Genomic DNA, 17,912 nt, shown 5'->3' on the forward strand with positions numbered 1-17,912 from the left:
CCTGTTTTTTCCTAATGTTATCTATCCTTCTCGCGAAACTATACTTTCAACTGTTCCCTCAGGACTTTCCGGTTGCTTTTCCTTTTGAGAGCTTGCATCATCCTCTTGACCCACTTCATCCACAAGTTTCTTATGCATTGAATGATTATTACTCTCCCTAATGCCTGGCATCTCCGGATATTCAACCCGGGAGTGGAAAATACCGCTCAAAACACGTACAAAGGCCATTGCAATCCGGTCTAAGTCCTGAAACGTCAAATCGCACTGATCCAATTGTCCGTCGTTCAGTTTGTCTTTGATAATCTTCCGTACAAATCCTTCGACCCGCCCCGGAGTTGGTTGTTTCATAGACCTTACAGCGGCTTCGACATTGTCCGCCAGAGCAACCAAGGCAGCCTCTTTGGTCTGGGGTTTGGGACCTTCATAGTGGAAAGTTTCCTCCGGGACATTTTCATATTCCTCAAGAGCCTTATGGTAAAAGAAACTTACAAGACTGTCTCCATGGTGCTGAGCAATGATATCTTGGATCTGCACCGGAAGTTTATTATCCTTCGCCAGCTCTAGCCCATCCTTGACATGAGACGTGATAATCAACGAGCTTAGAGTAGGAGCGATCTTATCATGAGGGTTATCTTGGGTAAATTGATTTTCAATAAAAAAGTAAGGACGTTTCAACTTGCCAATATCATGATACATGGATGCAACTCTAACCAATGTAGCATCCGCTTGAACAGCTTCCGCAGCCGCTTCGGCCAAATTGCCTACCAGAATACTGTGATGGTATGTCCCCGGTGCCTCCAACAATAAGCGTTTCAGCAACGGTCTATTAGGGTCGGATAGTTCTAATAATCGAACAGATGACGTAATATGAAATCCTGACTCAAACCAATGTAAGGCCCCTACCGTCAAAAACGAAGACGCTAAGCCATTGACAATCCCTAAGATCACACCAACCACCCAAACAGCTAAACGCATGTCTGAGGTTAACGCAATCCCGCTGATCACCAAAACGTTAACGGCAGATACGAATATCCCTGCACGCGCCAAATCAGAACGCTGGCTTAAACGAGAAACACTGTAAACACCAACAATCCCGCCAAAGAGCGCCACTACGCCTGAATGCAGGCCGAAAGAGGTCGAAAGAGCAGGATCCACTAAGACAGATACAAAAACCGCTAAGACCAAGGAAACCATAATGGCTATATCCACGCCAACTAAAATCGCAACTGTCATGGTCGCCCAAGCTATTGGAATAAGCATACCTGACAAAGAATTAAAGTCAGTCCCCAAATTTAAAGCGATCACTGCTCTCCCAATCGCCAAAACAAGGCTAATAGTAAGTCCGATAAGCACAAGACGATTAGTCATTCGGAAGATATCCCTTTTATACTGAAATAAATACAGTAAAATCGAGCCCATTCCAATAAGCACAATCATGGCAATCCCCGCCACTGATTTCCCTGTATTTTGGTTGTTAATCAAACCATAGGCAACCAGGACTTCGTAAATTGTCTCATCGACAATATCACCAACCCCCACGATTTTTTGGTTGGCCTTATAATGAAGCTCCTCCTGCTTTATTGCAGTTCGTGCCGCCGCTCGCAACACATCCATAGTTGCTTCATCCACGATCAAGGTTGGTTGCGTCACTTCTCGGTCTACGAAAGCCTTAAAAAAAACTTTAAAATCCTCATTCAATTCGGACTGGTCTAAATCTGCTTTAGTCCGATCACGAAACGCTGGCATATCTTCGCTAGTCCGAGCTCCAGTCTCCAAACTGCGTGCTTTGTTTAAGATAATGTCTCTGCCGGCTTTTTCGGCCTTATCTAATTCATCGGGCACAGTTTCAATCAGAGATGTTAATAAACTCTCCGGCAAACTCGCAAAGGGCTCTAATTTCTTAAGTTCACTAATACTGATGTCGTTATCATCTGAGGCCTCGCGCAGAGAGATAAACGCACTTCCGACTTCTTTGGTCAACAAGGTCAAATACTCCTCATCCGGCTTATACACCGGCGGAACCGCTTTTGCCGCAGCCTCCTTATCACGAGTATACTTTGCTTGATCCACAATAACCCTAGTCCACGGCGCAGTAATGAGCTGAGGGCTAGGCTCTCCTACTTCTAAATGCAGTGTGGATACAAAAATATTGGAAGATAACAAAACCGTAAGCAACAGAAAATACATCACCCCAACAATGGCCCGAAACCAAGTGGTGTGATGTTTAAGCCAATCAAAACGGCTAGACAGCTCATCCCAGATCGTTTTGAACATTTTTATCTTCAATACCATCATCCTTACTTCCCAGTGCCATACCTAGGGTTCACGCCTTCCCCATTGGCAAAAAATATCGCTGCTCCTACGGATTGGCATATACAGCCAAATCTTCGTAGGTTTCTACTTCTACTCTAACTCGTTCTGAATCGGAATTATTAGAAAGAACCTTCACTGTTTCTAACACAATTGGAACTCCCAGCGTGATCTTTTTCTGAACTTCGGCCCGAGCTGCTTGTTCAGCTAGTTGGCGAGCTTCAGCAACAGAACGTTCAATATGCAGATTACGAAGTTCTATATGATTCACTCTTATACCTTCGACAGGAAAACGCCAATTCCTCCAGAGTTTTAAAGATTGACTGATCTCTTCTTGGCGAGATTGCTCAAACGGGGAATTCTGTATAGTTAGCATTATAACGCGGGAACCAAATTTTATACCTCTTCCTGTGGCAACTCTTCCACTTTCCTCTACTTTATCCTCAACTAATGGAATTTGAGCTTCAGCACTATACCATACTCTCCCTCGGACAAACCCTCTGGCCACTGAGACAGGGGGGGTACCTTTTGAAGTGCTCTGATTATTTCCAGGGCTCTTAATTAAGACTTGCCCAGCCCGAACGGTTTCCCCCTCATGAACCAGCGGCGTCCCCTCAATCACCATAATTTCCTTAACTATCCCTGCACGACTAGCGACAAGGTTCCCTGCCTCATTGGGAATTGACGGACGTATTTTCTCCGATACTTTGATTTCTATGTTCGTCCCATGACGTTCTATACCTATCCAAGCAGCATCAGGCAGTTGTTCCTGAAGTGTTTTGGCAATCCCGTTTAAATTTAATTTTTTCGAGTACACCCATGTTTTAAGCCCAAGATTTTCAGCCCGTTCAAGTACTTCGGGAGTCCTAAGGTTCTTGTTTCCCGACACGGAAATTGAAAGCACAAGTTGAGACAGAATCGTCAGTACAGAAGCAATAATTAAAATCCCCAGCAATAGTCCCTTTCTTCGCCACCAACGTGCAGCAACAAAAGGCCAGCCATATTTCGCAACAATATGTACCCTTGTACGTGTCTGGCGTGCGGCCTTACGCAATCGTCGAAAATCTGCAAGCTTAATCTGTGCCCGCATCCCCCGTTCAGATTTTTGGGTATGATAAAGAATGATACCGTCTCTTGAGACTAGATTAACGAAGCGCGCTAATTGCTCTCCCCGTGCGAGGAAAAGAATTCGCCCATGCCAGAACGTTCGCAACCATTCAAACATTACTCTATCTCCCCTCCGCCAAACGAAAAGGAAAACAATTCCCCTTCGATCTGCAGTTCAGTAGCTAAGATAACCTTAAGCATTAACCCCTTTCCTCTAAAAAAGATATCTCCCTCCGCAGTTTCCAGCCGTATTTCTTCCTCTGAAAAGTTAAGAATACTGCTGTAATTCTCAACCATTACTTGCCTTCGTCCAGTTATCGTAATTTTAGGACCTTCTCCCACTACATCCGGCGGAAAATCCAAAACTTCTCCAACGCTGGTCTGTATTTTCTTGAACAAAAAAAGCCCTCCCTTCTCTGGATATTTATGAAAGGAAAAGCAATAATAGTCCAAGCCTTGATCAAATTGTTTTAAACATTTTAGGGAAATCGTATAAAAGAGGCCCAGCTACTTCCGTAACTGGGCCTCTTTCACTAAGCATAATTAAGCTTATGCCCCAAGAATTTCCCGAACGATCTGATTGACAATTTTGCCGTCAGCCCGTCCTTTTGTCTTAGGAGTTAATGCCCCCATGACTTTCCCGAGGTCTTTAATGCTTTGTGCCCCTAGTGTGGTAACGGTCTCTTGAACGAGTTTGCGAATATCCCCTTCGGAAAGCTGTTGAGGAAGGTAATCCATTAGAACGACTATTTCCTCTTCCAGAGCCTTAACCTTATCGGGGCGATCCGCTTGCCCGAAAACTTCAAGCGCATCCCGACGCAGCTTCATTTCGCGTGCTAAAACTTCGATGACTTGCTCATCGTTAAATTCAATTCTCTTGTCGATCTCAGCATTTTTTATGGCAGCCCTAGCCATTCGGATGACGGAAAGTCTAACCTTCCCCTCCTCTTTGGCCTTCATGGCAGCCTTCATATCCTCAACCAAGCGATCTTTCAGGGTCAATTCGAGACACTCCTTACTTGAACTTGCGTTTACGTGCAGCTTCAGACTTTTTCTTTCTCTTCACACTTGGTTTCTCATATGCCTCGTGCTTACGAGCTTCTGCACTAACACCTGCCTTTTGACAAGAACGCTTGAACCGGCGGAGTGCGGCATCAAGGGATTCATTTTTACCAACTTTGACTTCACTCATTGTCTATCCCTCCCTCCACTGGATCATCACAAATATACTCCATTATTATACTGGATGAAGTTGGTCGCGTCAAGCTCACTTTAGTCCGTAGACTGGTTAACTCAACTGATCTAACTCAAAGCATCACTAAAAATTATCCAATTCTAGCGTTCAGGGCCTGACCCCCGAGTAAATGAAAATGCAGGTGCCCCACGACCTGTCCTCCGTCAGTCCCAGTATTGGTGACCACTCTGTAGCCAGATTCTGCCACTCCAAACTCCCCTGCAAGCCGTCGGATGATCCCAAACAGATGGCCGATTAACCGTTCATTTTCGGGGGTAACATCATTGAGACTGCGCAAATGTATTTTAGGAATAATTACCAAGTGCACAGGAGCTAACGGCTGAATATCTTTGAAAGCAATTAACTCATCATCTTCATAAGCGATTTCACTGGGAATCTTACCAAGGGCTATTTGACAAAAGATACAATCCGACATTTGTATTCATTACCTCCCATATCTTATTCACCTAAAACAACTATATTGACTAGTTATTGACTAGTTCACAATCTTTCTTTTCAGAAGTATTTAAGAAAGCTCCCCTTGGGCGTTGACATTCAAATTTCTCGTATTCCCATTGCCCCTATGGAAAGAGATCTTTTGCCTGGTTCACTTACTTATTACTTCCTTTATATTTACTTATAGCTCATAGCAAAGCAATTGGTATAGAAATGCCTGCCTAGGAAAGTTTGACATGGTGTTCTTCCAATACAACAGTTACAAATTCCCCAGAGACCCACAGCTTGCCATCCTCACGAGCAGGAATTTCCACCTGAATATAATGAGGAGTATGCCCAACAGCACATCCTTTTAAATCAACTCTTTCTATCAACACATCAACCGATTTTCCAATAAAACTGCGACTAAACCTCGCCTGACTATCCCGCGCAACCACTAAAAGCTCCTTGACCCTTTGATCCTTTAATTGCTTCAAAACTTGATCCGGATAATCCGCAGCAGGGGTCCCTTTCCGCTTAGAATATGGAAACACATGAATTCCGGAAAAATTACAAGACTTTACAAACTCCATAGTAGAGGCATGGTCTTCATCCGTCTCCCCAGGAAACCCGACAATAATGTCCGTCGTCACAGCAAGATTTGGAATCCGCTGTCGAAGTCTTGCCAATAAGGCACTGTACTCCTTTAAATCATAGGGACGATGCATACGAGCTAACACATTATCGCTTCCACTCTGGAGGGGTATATGTAAATGAGGACAGACTTTATCAGACGAAGCAATGCACTCAATCAACTCAGACGTATATTCCATTGGCTCAATCGAACTCAGCCGCAAGCGGCGGAGACCAGGGATTTTTTCCAACTCCCCTACTAAACGAGCCAAATTCCAATCCTCTTGCAAATCCTCGCCATAGAATCCCGTATGAATACCCGTCAAGACAATTTCCGGATACCCCTCCGCAACCAGCCGCTGAGCCTCAGCAATGGCATTCTCAGGGCGCCGACTGCGCAAAGGCCCTCGGGCATAAGGAATAATACAGTACGTACAAAACTGATTGCACCCTTCCTGAATCTTCAGCATCGCCCTCGTCCGGTGCTCTTCACTAAGTTGCGGAAGCTCTTCAAACTCCTCAGCATCCCAAATCCCGCGCACAGCATTCTGAGGCACCTTTTCTGCCTTAACTTTCTCAATCCATTCCAGGATCTTCGCGCGATCCTGAGTCCCAAGAACCAGATCCACCCCTTCAATCCCTAAAACTTCCCCCGGAGCCGTTTGAGCATAACAACCCATGACCACCACAACACTCTCGGGGTGAGCCTTAATCATCCGGCGAATCACCTGACGGGATTTACTGTCACCAGTATTCGTCACAGTACAAGTATTAACAACAACAACATCCGCTTCCTCTTGAGCACTAACCACTTGATACTGCGCCTCTCGAAAAAGTTGAGCCATGGCTTCGCTTTCAGTTTGATTCACCTTACAGCCTAGTGTGACGAAACAAACTGCTTTTTGTAGTTCGACCATTGTATTTTGACTATCATAGGGCATTAATATTCCACCTTTTTCCGTGGTTCCTGGTTTACTATCTCCAAAGCAGACATCCGCTACTGCCTGTGAGCCAAGGCCCACTTCTCGCTTTAAGATCGAACAACTTCCCATACTTGCAAAGGAAGGCGCACATTGAAATGTGCCTTCTCCCAAACAAGCGTCTCCCCCGTTCCTAGCCCCGGGACGCAGTGTGATACATCAGCGACGTCTTTACGTAAGCAGAATAGCAAACTTCCGTTCAAGCGACCCCACATACGGGGCAGTGTACAAGGATGTACACTGCCGCCAGTGAGCCACGGACGGCTCATCTGGCACGATAGTCTCCAGTGGAGATTATCGCCGTAGGCGGGTTCTTGAAATAATACTATCGCCGAAGGATGAACCCCGCTCCCCAAAGCCAAGAGCTTGAACGGTTAGTTTGCTCTGCGTCGTATGACCGAGCGATGTACACACAAGTCAGCCGATATCCCCAAAATGCCCCAACACCAGCGTAAGCGTTGCCACAGCTGCTGTCTCCGTCCGAAGAATCCTCGGTCCCAACGAAACACTTTGTGCACCCAGGTTTTCTTGCGCCCAAGCTACCTCGGTCTCTTCAAACCCGCCCTCAGGGCCAATGATTATAGCAGTAGGGTGTTCAGCCTTCATCGTTCCAAGCACAGTGGTCAAGCGCTGCGTCTTCTCTTCTTCATAAGGAATAAGCCACTGGGTATTCTCAGGTAAATGTTTTTTAAGATCCTTCCAATCACACACCTCAAATATTTCGGGTTCTTGTACCCTATGAGACTGTTTTGAAGCCTCGGAGGCGATTTTTTGCCAACGAAGGACCCTGTCCTGAGCTTTTTTTCCCTCAATATGTACGATAGAACGTTTAGCTCGCAAAGGAATAAGTCCTGCCATTCCCAACTCAGTTCCTTTCTGAATTACCCATTCCATCTTTTCCCCTTTAGAAAGTCCTGCCACCACAAAAACCGAGGTATGAGCTTCTACATCCGGTTGATCCGTACTGAGAATTCGACAGGTGACACTTTTATCCTCAATAGTATCAATAACACTGGTATATTCCCGCCCAGTATTATCATAACCTACCACCAAATCTCCGGGGGAAAGTCGGAGTACTCGAACGAGATGTTCTCGTTCCGCATCACGCAGCCAAAAAACATCTCTGCCCAGTTCAGTAATTTTAAACCGATTCATTTTAAGCCCACCTCGCTCGAAATAAAATCCAGCCAGAATCTTCGACACGTTCTACAATTTTAAATCCTGCTTCCTTTAGTGCAACTTCAACTTCATCGGCCCGATTGTCAATAATTCCGGACGCTAAAAACTCACCATCCTGATGTAATAAACGCTTTAAATCCGGCAGTAACATTAAAATTACGTCAGCAATAATATTGGCAATAACAACATCTGCCTGTCCGGCAAGCACAGTCCCCAAATCTCCCCGTAATACTCGTACTCGGTCATTCACATTATTCAAAGTAACATTTTCTTGAGCCACTCTGATTGCCACCGAGTCAAGATCCACCGCATCTACCTTCGCCCCGAGTTTTGCCGCTGCAATAGCAAGAATTCCAGAACCTGTTCCTAAGTCGAAAACCATGTGCCCTGGTCTTATAATGTCCTCTAACGTCCTTAAACATAAGGTTGTCGTAGGATGTGTTCCCGTACCAAAGGCCATACCCGGGTCAAGCTCAAGAACGACATCCTCAGGCTTAATATCAACCTGTTCCCAAGTTGGTTTAATCAGAAAATGCTTGCCAATATGTAATGGTTTAAAATAGGCTTTCCAAGCAGTTTCCCAATCCTCTTCCTTTAACGAGAGTCCCTTTCTCAAAATAAGCCAGTGAGGATAACGCTCTATGAGCTCAAAAATTTTTAAATCGAGCTTATTAAGCTTATCCGTCAGCTCATCATCCTCCGGAAAGTAACCCTTTACCACACAGGTTCCCGTGAGCTCCACCTCTTCAAAAGCATGGTAATCCCACTCACCGGATTCCATATAGCTTAATAAAAGTTCAGGATCTTCCACGCTAACACCAGGACAACCCAACTCATAAAAAAGATCGGCAACAGTTTCCTCTCCTTCAGATGAAACTGTCACCGCAACTTCACGCCAATCCATTGTTTATACTCCTTTTTTACCCCATTGCATCGCGAAGGTTTTCTTTGAACTTCTCGAACAGGGACTTTTTACCCATTTGTTGTTGTTCAGAAGTAACTTCCCCGAATTCACGCAAGAGTTTCTTTTGCTTTTCATTAAGCTTAGTTGGAGTTGTCAAAACCACTCGAACGTGCTGATCTCCGCGGCCGGTTCCTCGACGACGCGGGACACCATGCGCTTTAAGCCTAAAGATGGTAGCCGTTTGTGTCCCTTCGGGAACTTTCATCTTAACCACTCCATCTAGAGTTGGCACATCAATCTCCGCACCCAAAGCTGCTTGTACAAAGGTGATCGGAATCTCGCAGTAAATGTCATTTCCATCACGCTCAAAGAACTTGTGTGGTTTTACTTGTAAGATAATATACAGGTCTCCAGGCGGCCCGCCTTTCGCCCCTGCTTCACCATCTCCGCTCAACCTTAAGTTTAAGCCGTCTTCAGACCCTTCAGGAACACTAATCTTAATAGTTTTAACCTTGCGGACCTTCCCTTGTCCATGACAGGTAGAGCAGGGACTGCTGACAGTACGACCTTCCCCATTACAGGTTGAGCAGGTTCTTGCCGTTTGAATTTGACCAAAGGGTGTTCGTTGAGTGACCTTGACTTGCCCACTTCCATGACATTGAGAACAAGTGGTAGGATGCGTTCCAGGTGCAGCCCCTGAACCCTGACAATCCATACAGGTTTCATCCCGGGGAATCTGGATTTCTTTTTCTACGCCAAACACCGCTTCTTCAAAGCTCAAGGTCATTGCATAGCGCAAATCGGAACCCCGCTGCGGACCGCCCCGCCGTTGTCCGCCGCCGCCTCCGCCGAAAAACATATCAAAAATGTCACCGAAGCCCCCAGCGTCTCCAAATCCACCCTGACTAGGATCTGCATGACCAAATTGATCATAACGCGCTCTCTTCTCCGGATCACTTAAAACATCGTACGCATCAGTAACTTCCTTAAACTTCTCTTCCGCTTCCTTATTACCCGGATTAACATCAGGATGATATTGGCGGGCTAATTTTCTATAAGCCTTTTTAATCTCCTGTTCACCGGCATTCCGCTCGACCCCGAGCACTTCATAATTATCGCGTTTCATTATTTTCCTCCACACTCCTGCTTAACCCATACTTAGACAGTAAAGTTCTATAGTATTATATGATCCTTCGGCCTGAAGCACAAGGAAATATCCAATTTAATGGGAATCTATTTTAACTTTTCTACAAACAAATGCGGGCACAAAGGCCTTCCAAGCCTTTGCACCCCCAAAAATATCCTAAATAAAATATCACCCAGTCACGCTTACGAAGCGAAAACACCCAATTAGCCATCATATTGGCTTCAATCAATTAAGTTGAGAGCGTAGCAATTCAACTTCACCCTAGAATGTTCTAATCTCGTCGGGCCTGCCCCCGTCGACCCCAGCCAGGCTGGAGTGAACTTGCGGAGTGAACCATTAGGCAGAGTCGCGATCAATCGCGCTTACATTACGAGGCGCCAGCGTGGCACCGGTTCACATCAGGTATTACCCTGAGGTTTGCCTAAGCTCGCCTCGTAATCAAGCGTGATAGCGACGGCGCCTTGGTGAGCGGAGCAATTTCGCTCCAGCCCTCCCCCTCGTCGATCCTTACCCCGTCGACCCCAGACAGGACGGAGTGAACTTGCGGAGCGAATCCATCCAGCAGAGTCGCGATCAATTGAGCTTACATTACGAGGCGCCAGCGTGGCACCGGACTTGTCCATGGATGGACTGATGTCGCGGTGCCAAGGATGGCAAGGAGCGACGCACATGCAGTAAGCCCAGAGGTTTGCCTTAGCTCGCCTCGTAATCAAGCGTGATAGCGACGGCGCCTTGGGTGAGCGGAGCAATTTCACTCCGTCCCCCCCGGACGACCCCAAACCCCTTTATTGATCCTTCTTCACTTCAGTGAACTCAGCATCCACAACATCATCATCTTTCTTAGAAGGCTCAGCTTCAGGTTGTGCCCCAGCATTTGGGTCTTGAGCCGCTTGTTGTTGATACATCTTTTCAATATAAGGATGAAGAACTTTATTCAAAGCTTCAGTTTTAGCATTAATCTCTTCAACGCTTTCACCGGCACCCGCTGTTTTCAGCTCTTCCAGCGCCTTCTTGATGCTTTCAACTTCGGCAGCATCACCCTTACCTTCAAATTCCTTCAGAGTTTTCTCTGTTTGGTAGCCCAGTGAATCCGCTTGGTTCTTAGCATCGATTAACTCTCTGTGTTTCTTATCTTCTTCTGCGTGAGCTTCAGCATCTTGCTTCATTTTCTCGATATCTTCTTTGGAAAGACCGGTAGAAGAAGTAATTGTCACTTTTTGTTCATTTCCGGTAGCCACATCTTTAGCCGAAACGTGAACAATACCATTGGCATCGATATCAAATTTGACTTCGATTTGTGGAATACCGCGTGGTGCAGGAGGAATTCCTGTCAATTGGAAACGTCCCAGAGTCTTATTGTAGCTTGCCATTTCACGTTCTCCTTGGAGCACATGAATGTCAACAGAGGTTTGATTGTCAGCAGCGGTTGAGAATGTCTGAGATTTCGTGGTAGGGATGGTCGAGTTACGATCAATGATCCGGGTAAATACTCCACCAAGGGTTTCAATCCCTAAGGAAAGCGGAGTAACATCCAACAAGATCATATCCTTAACTTCCCCACTGAGCACGCCCCCTTGAATAGCCGCACCCATGGCGACCACTTCATCCGGGTTAACACCTTTATGAGGATCTTTACCGCTTAATTTCTTAATAGCTTCTACAACTGCAGGGATACGAGTAGATCCACCCACTAAAATAATTTGATCAATTTGGTTCCAAGACAGTTTAGCATCTTCAATCGCTTGGCGTGTAGGTCCAATGGTGGATTCTACAAGTTCCGAAGTGATTTCTTCAAATTTAGCTCGAGAAATATTCATATCCAAATGTTGAGGTCCTTCTTCCGTCATTGTGATAAACGGAAGGTTCACGTTGGAATTTGTAACACCTGAAAGCTCAATCTTAGCTTTTTCTGCCGCTTCTTTTAAGCGTTGAAGAGCAACTCGGTCTTTAGAGAGATCTGCGCCATGACTTTTCTTGTATTCCGCTACCATATAATCAATTAAGCGTTGGTCAAAATCGTCTCCACCCAGGTTATTATTCCCACTTGTAGCTTTCACTTCAACCATACCTTGGCTTAATTCGAGAATTGATACATCAAAGGTACCGCCTCCCAAGTCATACACCAAAACCGTTGAATCATCCTTTTTGTCAAGACCATAGGCAAGGGCCGCAGCCGTAGGCTCGTTGATAATCCGAAGGACTTCAAGTCCCGCAATGGAACCGGCATCTTTAGTAGCTTGGCGTTGGGCATCTGTAAAATAAGCAGGTACTGTAATGACCGCTTGAGTAACCGGTTGCCCGATATAAGCTTCAGCATCTGTTTTGAGTTTTTGGAGAACCATTGCAGAAATTTCTTGAGGGCTATATGTTTTATCATCAATTTTCACTTTGTAATCTGTGCCCATGTGACGTTTAATGGAACTGACAGTTTTATCAGGATTAGATACGGATTGGCGTTTAGCCACCTGTCCGACTAGTCGCTCACCAGATTTAGAAAAACCAACGACGGATGGAGTTGTACGGTTTCCTTCCGCATTAGGAATGACAACAGCTTCTCCACCTTCCATAACTGCCACGCAAGAGTTAGTTGTACCTAAGTCAATACCTATAATTTTACCCATTATAATCTTCCTCCTTTAACTAGTTCGAAACTTTTACCATGCTGGGACGTAAAACTTTTTCTTTAAGGTAATACCCTTTTTGCAGTTCTTCTACGACAGTATTTTCAGGATGTTCATCAGACTCAACTCGGAGCACTGCATCATGAAGATTCGGGTCAAAAGGTTGCCCCGTAGCCTCGATCACCTTGAGTCCTTCCTTATTGAGGGCAGTTTGCAATTGACGGAAAATCATTTCCACCCCTTGAGAAAAAGCATTAAAATCGGGGTTTAATTGAGCTGAACTCGCTGCCCGTTCAAAATTGTCCAGAACAGGGAGCAACTCAACTACAAGACGTTCAGACGCATATTTAATGATATCTGTTTTTTCCTTCTGCGTCCGTTTCCGATAATTATCGAATTCGGCCTGTAATCTTAACAAATGATCGTAATGCTCATCTACTTTAGCTTTGGCTTGGGCAAGCTCCGCCTCTAGCGTCATAATTTTTTCTAAAGGACTCATATCATCGCTACCCAGACTATCTTCTCCCGGAGGATTCTCAAGGTCACGCTCTTGCGCATCCCCCACTTGGTCCTCATCCGTACTAAGCTTTCGGCCTCTGAGAGTTTCTTCTCTCATTCGCGCCATGCATAATCACCTCTCGCAACTTAATCATCATAAGTTTTTTTATTTATATAGAATGAACCAAAAGGCTCAGTCACCGCATATCAAACAATAACCCATTCCCCGTCGTTCCCAGTTCCCGCCCAGCCTTCGTGACCCACGTCACCGCCTGCGCTTCGTTAAAACTTCCGTCAAACTTCGTGTCATAAAATCAACAATAGCAATGACTTTGGCGTAATCCATACGGGTTGGCCCCAGTACGCCCACCGCCCCGATCATTAATCCATTAACTTTATAAGTTGCAGAGATTATGCTACAATCACGAAATTCCTTCAATGTATTTTCTCCACCAATAGTCACATTTAGTCCTTCCTGGCGGGGGGTTAATACTTTTTTCAAGGACTCGTTCTCTTCAAAAACTTTGAACAACGTTTTAACTTTGCTCAAATCCTTGAATTCTGGTTGATTGAGCATATTGAGAGTTCCCCCGAGATGGATACGCTCCTCTTCCTCGTTATCATCCAATATAGCTCTTAGCATATCTAAAGCGTTATCTATAAGGAGTCTTTGCCTCGACAACTCACTATAAATTTCATGAAGCATACTGCGTTTAACCTGACCTATGGAATACCCGCGCATTTTCTGGTTAAAGACTCCAGCCACTTGCTGCAGTTCTTCCGCCGTCAGATTCTCGCCGACATCAATAATATGATTTTCCACCACGCCATTTTCTTTGACAATCACCATAATAACCTGACCCGGTTGATACGGCAGAAAATGCATTTTTCCGAAAGTACTCTTCCCTTTATGTGGTCCTAGAACAAGACTCGTTAAGTTTGTCAGCTCAGATAATAATTTGCTGGTATGAGCTATGACTTCCTGGAGTTCATTGATTCTTTTCGTACTCTCACGCTCGATTATCTCCATATCCTCAGGATTAAGTACTTGAGGATCCATCAGACAATCCACAAAGTATCGATACCCTGCATCCGAAGGAATTCGCCCTGCAGAAGTATACGGTTGTTCAATAAACCCCAAATCTTCTAAGTCAGCCATTTCATTTCGGATAGTAGCTGAGGATACACCCAGATCAAACTTACGGGCAATCGTTCGAGAACCAATCGGTTCGGCGGTAGCAATATAATCCTGAACTATCGCTCGTAATATTTTTCGTTTGCGTTCATCCATTTGCATACATGCTCCCCCGCTTTCTTAACCGATTCCCATCTAAAGTACCTAGATACTCAACAACAATCAAGCTATGTTCTTCGTTGTTAGCACTCTCCGTCGATGAGTGCTAACAGTTGATGTCTTCACATTACCACGTCATTTTCGCTTTGTCAAGAATCATTTTAAAGATATTAGTCTCACATAAAAGGGCTTAAACAAATTCTTGTAAGATAGAGTTTGCTACAAAAGCATATTTGGGATTTAAGCATAAATAGTCACCCTTGACTATGATGAAAACATCCTCATTTTTATAGCGTTCCAAAACGGATCTGTAAATATCCCTAAGATCCGCCCCAAAATCCTTTTCAAATGTCTTAAAATTGACTCCCTCCTCAAGACGCAAGCCTAAAATCATGCGCTCTGCCATACACTCGCGCAAAGATAGCACCTCTTTCCCTAACTCATCCAGAGGGCTCTGCCCCTTGCGCAACAGGTTTTCATAAGCATGTACTTCTTCGATGTTTTTCCAGCGTACCCTGTTCAAACAAGATACCCCTCCCGGTCCAAGGCCTATATAATCTGCCCCGCGCCAGTACCCTAAGTTATGTTGACATTCATAACCGGGACGCGCAAAATTCGAGGTTTCATATTGCCTGTATCCCCCTTGTCTTAATCGCATCACAGCCCATTCATACATCTCTGCCTGCAGGTCCCCATCCGGAAGCAAATCAACCTCAAGCACCGTCCCTCGCACCTCTCGTGACTCACCTTTTTCCCCCCTCGTTTTTCCCGCGTATCGTTCATAAAGCGGTGTTTCCTCTTCCAGCATTAACCCATAGAGGGACAGGTGTTCAGGGGAATAGGAGAGTGCTTCTTCCAGCGAAGCCTGCCATAAATCCATAGTTTGGCCGGGAAGCCCAAACATCAAATCCAGATTCAGATTCTTAAACCCTGCCTCTCTCAATCGTCTGATAGCTTCACGAGCTTGCTTAGCAGTGTGAATTCGCCCCACAGCGCTTAACAATTGGTCATTAAAAGACTGGATCCCCAGGGAAAATCGGTTAATCCCGTGACTCCTTATCAGTTTGGCCTTCTCATCTGTAATAGTCCCCGGATTCCCTTCCATCGTTTGCTCCACTCCCAAGCCCATGGAAAAATACCGTTGAATCATCTTAAGTAAGCGTTCTAGATCGGTCTCCTTCAATACAGTTGGAGTCCCCCCACCAACAAAAAGAGAAGACACCCCTTGAGGGGCATCTTTTTGCATCTTTGCCATCTCTATTTCTAAACCCTCTAAATACACGGAGATAAGATCCTTGGGAGAATCTATCAGGGAATGAGAATAAAAAGCACAGTAATCACATTTTTGGAAACAAAACGGAACGTGAACGTATAAAGACGGCATAGGAATATACACTCTTTCCCTTGTTTTTTATGCTGCCTAGCAGGCATACCTGATCATAGATTCTTCAACTAACAGACCTCTTGGCTTATCGATTCCTCGACCATTAGTCCTCGATCTGCAATACCGCCATAAAAGCATCCTGTGGTATTTCCACACTACCTACTTGCTTCATACGCTTTTTGCCGGCCTTTTGTTTCTCGAGCAGTTTTCGTTTACGGGAGATATCTCCCCCGTAACATTTAGACAAGACATCTTTTCTCATGGCATTAACCGTCTCACGAGCAATAACTTTATTCCCGATCACAGACTGGATGGGAATTTCAAACATCTGTCTGGGGATGATGCCGCGCAGTTTCTCAACAAGCTTTCTTCCCCGATTATAAGACTTTGCTCGGTGAACGATAAATGAAAGCGCATCCACCATTTCCCCATTCAAAAGGACGTCTATCTTGACCAGATCCGTTTCCTTATAACCCGACAGCTCATAGTCTAGAGAAGCATATCCTTTAGTTCGTGACTTTAATTGATCAAAGTAATCGAAAACGATCTCACTTAATGGAAGTTCATAAATCAGTTTCACCCGACTCTTAGACACATAGTCCATAGCAGAATAGGTTCCGCGCTTTTCTTGATTAAGCTCCATGATCGCCCCCACATACTCAGACGGAACCAAAATCGTGGCAATAACAATGGGCTCTTCTATACTGACAATTTGATCCACCGTGGGGAGATTTGAGGGATTATCGATGTTTAAAACTTCCCCTTTTAATGTGGTCACCTTATAAATTACGCTGGGTGCCGTAGTGATCAAATTAAGGTCATATTCCCGCTCCAACCGTTCCTGAATAATCTCCATATGGAGTAAGCCTAGAAATCCGCACCGAAAACCAAAGCCCAAAGCAATTGAGGTTTCCGGCTCAAAAATCAGACTTGCATCGTTGAGATGAAGCTTTTCCAAGGAATCCCGAAGCCGATTATAATCGCTGGCCTCCACAGGATAGAGTCCACAAAACACCATGGGAGTGGCCTTCCTGTAACCGGGCAGGGCTTTATCAGCGGGGTTATCTGCATCCGTAATCGTATCTCCAACCTGAGTATCCTTGACATTTTTGATACTTGCACAGATAAATCCGACTTGACCGGCTCTAAGTTCTTCGACAATACGCATCGAGGGAGCAAACACTCCTACCTCAGTTACTTCAAAGGTTTTTCCACTGGACATCATTTTCATCGTCGTACCCTTAGTAACTCGTCCCTCTACAATCCTGACATAGGAAATAGCACCTTTATAAGCGTCAAATTTCGAGTCGAAGATCAAGGCCTTCAGAGGTGCCTCATCATCTCCTTTGGGGGGTGGAACCATAGCCACGATCCTCTCCAGGATCTCTTCAATTCCAACTCCTGTCTTTGCCGAAGCCAGAATAGCCTCACTGGCATCTAAACCAATGACATCTTCAATTTCCTGTTTAACCCGCTCAGGCTCAGCACTGGGAAGGTCGATCTTATTAATAACCGAAATCAGTTCCAGATTATTATCTAAAGCTAAATAAACATTAGCCAAGGTCTGGGCCTCAATTCCTTGAACCGCATCGACAACCAACAGGGCCCCTTCACAGGCTGCCAAACTGCGAGATACCTCATAGGTAAAATCGACGTGACCCGGCGTATCAATCAGATTAAGCTCATAAATTTTTCCATCATGAGCCTGATAATTTAACCGCACGGCCTGCAATTTAATCGTAATCCCACGTTCACGTTCTAAATCCATGGAATCAAGAACTTGCGCTTCCATTTCTCGTTTACTCAAGGCCCCGGTATATTCTATCAGCCGGTCAGCTAAAGTAGATTTGCCATGATCAATATGTGCAATAATAGAAAAATTTCGGATACGTTGTGAAGCCTGTGCCAAGGTCCTGCCCTCATTTCTATAAACAAGTTTAAATATGCAAATTTAGATATTCTAAATACTTAGTATAACAGCTTAGGGGGGAATTTCGCAAGAATTCCTAGCTTAAGTCATTGACAATAATCAAAAATCACCTAAAGTATACCTTTCCTCTTCTCAAACCACTTCTGAATGAATAATTGTTCAAAAAAGGTATCCTGTTCTCTAGCACCTTTTCTAAATCGGAATCTTTGTCTTCATTGATAACGTTTTTATCAGCAGGAGGGACACTTTCGATTAC

Annotated in this window: 15 protein-coding genes; all 15 read right to left on the reverse strand. The window is 44.9% G+C overall.

Features of this window, described 5'->3' with window-relative positions:
* Window positions 1-21: 21 nt before the first annotated feature.
* Window positions 22-2,274, reverse strand: coding sequence for an HD family phosphohydrolase (locus BUB11_RS06305; protein ID WP_427846298.1), 2,253 nt, complete (start codon window positions 2,272-2,274; stop codon window positions 22-24).
* 85 nt (window positions 2,275-2,359) lie between these two features.
* Window positions 2,360-3,535 carry a sporulation protein YqfD gene (gene yqfD, locus BUB11_RS06310; RefSeq protein ID WP_073028646.1) on the reverse strand — a complete coding sequence of 392 codons (1,176 nt, stop codon included), beginning with the start codon at window positions 3,533-3,535 and terminating at the stop codon, window positions 2,360-2,362.
* Window positions 3,535-3,816 carry a YabP/YqfC family sporulation protein gene (locus BUB11_RS06315; RefSeq protein WP_073028647.1) on the reverse strand — a complete coding sequence of 94 codons (282 nt, stop codon included), beginning with the start codon at window positions 3,814-3,816 and terminating at the stop codon, window positions 3,535-3,537. Before BUB11_RS06315 ends, yqfD begins: the two co-directional genes overlap by 1 nt.
* A gap of 150 nt (window positions 3,817-3,966) precedes the next feature.
* Window positions 3,967-4,419, reverse strand: coding sequence for a GatB/YqeY domain-containing protein (locus BUB11_RS06320; protein WP_073028649.1), 453 nt, complete (start codon window positions 4,417-4,419; stop codon window positions 3,967-3,969).
* A gap of 13 nt (window positions 4,420-4,432) precedes the next feature.
* Window positions 4,433-4,609, reverse strand: a complete 177-nt coding sequence (gene rpsU, locus BUB11_RS06325) for a 30S ribosomal protein S21 (protein ID WP_014904736.1) — start codon at window positions 4,607-4,609, stop codon at window positions 4,433-4,435.
* Between the two features lie 133 nt (window positions 4,610-4,742).
* Window positions 4,743-5,087: a histidine triad nucleotide-binding protein gene (locus tag BUB11_RS06330; protein ID WP_073028650.1), complete on the reverse strand. Its 345-nt coding sequence runs from the start codon at window positions 5,085-5,087 to the stop codon at window positions 4,743-4,745.
* A 241-nt stretch (window positions 5,088-5,328) separates the two neighbouring features.
* Window positions 5,329-6,660 (reverse strand): tRNA (N(6)-L-threonylcarbamoyladenosine(37)-C(2))-methylthiotransferase MtaB, encoded by a 1,332-nt coding sequence (mtaB, locus tag BUB11_RS06335; protein ID WP_200797882.1) that lies wholly within the window; start codon window positions 6,658-6,660, stop codon window positions 5,329-5,331.
* A 456-nt stretch (window positions 6,661-7,116) separates the two neighbouring features.
* A complete protein-coding gene (locus BUB11_RS06340; protein ID WP_073028652.1) occupies window positions 7,117-7,854 on the reverse strand; it encodes a 16S rRNA (uracil(1498)-N(3))-methyltransferase in 738 nt (245 codons plus the stop codon).
* Window position 7,855: 1 nt separating this feature from the next.
* The gene (prmA, locus tag BUB11_RS06345) at window positions 7,856-8,782 is read right to left on the reverse strand and encodes a 50S ribosomal protein L11 methyltransferase (RefSeq protein ID WP_073028654.1); all 927 of its coding nucleotides are present in this window, start codon (window positions 8,780-8,782) and stop codon (window positions 7,856-7,858) included.
* Window positions 8,783-8,798: 16 nt separating this feature from the next.
* Window positions 8,799-9,908 (reverse strand): molecular chaperone DnaJ, encoded by a 1,110-nt coding sequence (gene dnaJ / locus BUB11_RS06350; protein ID WP_073028655.1) that lies wholly within the window; start codon window positions 9,906-9,908, stop codon window positions 8,799-8,801.
* Between the two features lie 806 nt (window positions 9,909-10,714).
* Window positions 10,715-12,550 (reverse strand): molecular chaperone DnaK, encoded by a 1,836-nt coding sequence (gene dnaK / locus BUB11_RS06355; RefSeq protein ID WP_073028657.1) that lies wholly within the window; start codon window positions 12,548-12,550, stop codon window positions 10,715-10,717.
* A 19-nt stretch (window positions 12,551-12,569) separates the two neighbouring features.
* Window positions 12,570-13,175: a nucleotide exchange factor GrpE gene (gene grpE, locus BUB11_RS06360; protein WP_073028659.1), complete on the reverse strand. Its 606-nt coding sequence runs from the start codon at window positions 13,173-13,175 to the stop codon at window positions 12,570-12,572.
* A 138-nt stretch (window positions 13,176-13,313) separates the two neighbouring features.
* Complete coding sequence (gene hrcA, locus BUB11_RS06365; RefSeq protein WP_073028660.1) at window positions 13,314-14,345, reverse strand: heat-inducible transcriptional repressor HrcA; 1,032 nt, start codon at window positions 14,343-14,345, stop codon at window positions 13,314-13,316.
* Between the two features lie 187 nt (window positions 14,346-14,532).
* Window positions 14,533-15,726: a radical SAM family heme chaperone HemW gene (gene hemW, locus BUB11_RS06370; RefSeq protein ID WP_073028662.1), complete on the reverse strand. Its 1,194-nt coding sequence runs from the start codon at window positions 15,724-15,726 to the stop codon at window positions 14,533-14,535.
* Between the two features lie 103 nt (window positions 15,727-15,829).
* Window positions 15,830-17,635 carry a translation elongation factor 4 gene (gene lepA / locus BUB11_RS06375; protein ID WP_073028663.1) on the reverse strand — a complete coding sequence of 602 codons (1,806 nt, stop codon included), beginning with the start codon at window positions 17,633-17,635 and terminating at the stop codon, window positions 15,830-15,832.
* Between the last annotated feature and the right edge of the window lie 277 nt (window positions 17,636-17,912).

Origin of the sequence: Desulfosporosinus lacus DSM 15449, from assembly GCF_900129935.1 — a bacterium.
Lineage (GTDB): Bacteria > Bacillota > Desulfitobacteriia > Desulfitobacteriales > Desulfitobacteriaceae > Desulfosporosinus > Desulfosporosinus lacus.

Excerpts from the sequence above, each read along its gene's own strand:
- BUB11_RS06305 (WP_427846298.1), bottom strand. The coding sequence starts at position 2,274 with ATGTTCAAAACGATCTGGGATGAGCTGTCTAGCCGTTTTGATTGGCTT.
- yqfD (WP_073028646.1), bottom strand. The coding sequence starts at position 3,535 with ATGTTTGAATGGTTGCGAACGTTCTGGCATGGGCGAATTCTTTTCCTC.
- rpsU (WP_014904736.1), bottom strand. The coding sequence starts at position 4,609 with ATGAGTGAAGTCAAAGTTGGTAAAAATGAATCCCTTGATGCCGCACTC.
- BUB11_RS06330 (WP_073028650.1), bottom strand. The coding sequence starts at position 5,087 with ATGTCGGATTGTATCTTTTGTCAAATAGCCCTTGGTAAGATTCCCAGT.
- mtaB (WP_200797882.1), bottom strand. The coding sequence starts at position 6,660 with ATGCCCTATGATAGTCAAAATACAATGGTCGAACTACAAAAAGCAGTT.
- BUB11_RS06340 (WP_073028652.1), bottom strand. The coding sequence starts at position 7,854 with ATGAATCGGTTTAAAATTACTGAACTGGGCAGAGATGTTTTTTGGCTG.
- prmA (WP_073028654.1), bottom strand. The coding sequence starts at position 8,782 with ATGGATTGGCGTGAAGTTGCGGTGACAGTTTCATCTGAAGGAGAGGAA.
- dnaJ (WP_073028655.1), bottom strand. The coding sequence starts at position 9,908 with ATGAAACGCGATAATTATGAAGTGCTCGGGGTCGAGCGGAATGCCGGT.
- dnaK (WP_073028657.1), bottom strand. The coding sequence starts at position 12,550 with ATGGGTAAAATTATAGGTATTGACTTAGGTACAACTAACTCTTGCGTG.
- grpE (WP_073028659.1), bottom strand. The coding sequence starts at position 13,175 with ATGGCGCGAATGAGAGAAGAAACTCTCAGAGGCCGAAAGCTTAGTACG.
- hrcA (WP_073028660.1), bottom strand. The coding sequence starts at position 14,345 with ATGCAAATGGATGAACGCAAACGAAAAATATTACGAGCGATAGTTCAG.
- hemW (WP_073028662.1), bottom strand. The coding sequence starts at position 15,726 with ATGCCGTCTTTATACGTTCACGTTCCGTTTTGTTTCCAAAAATGTGAT.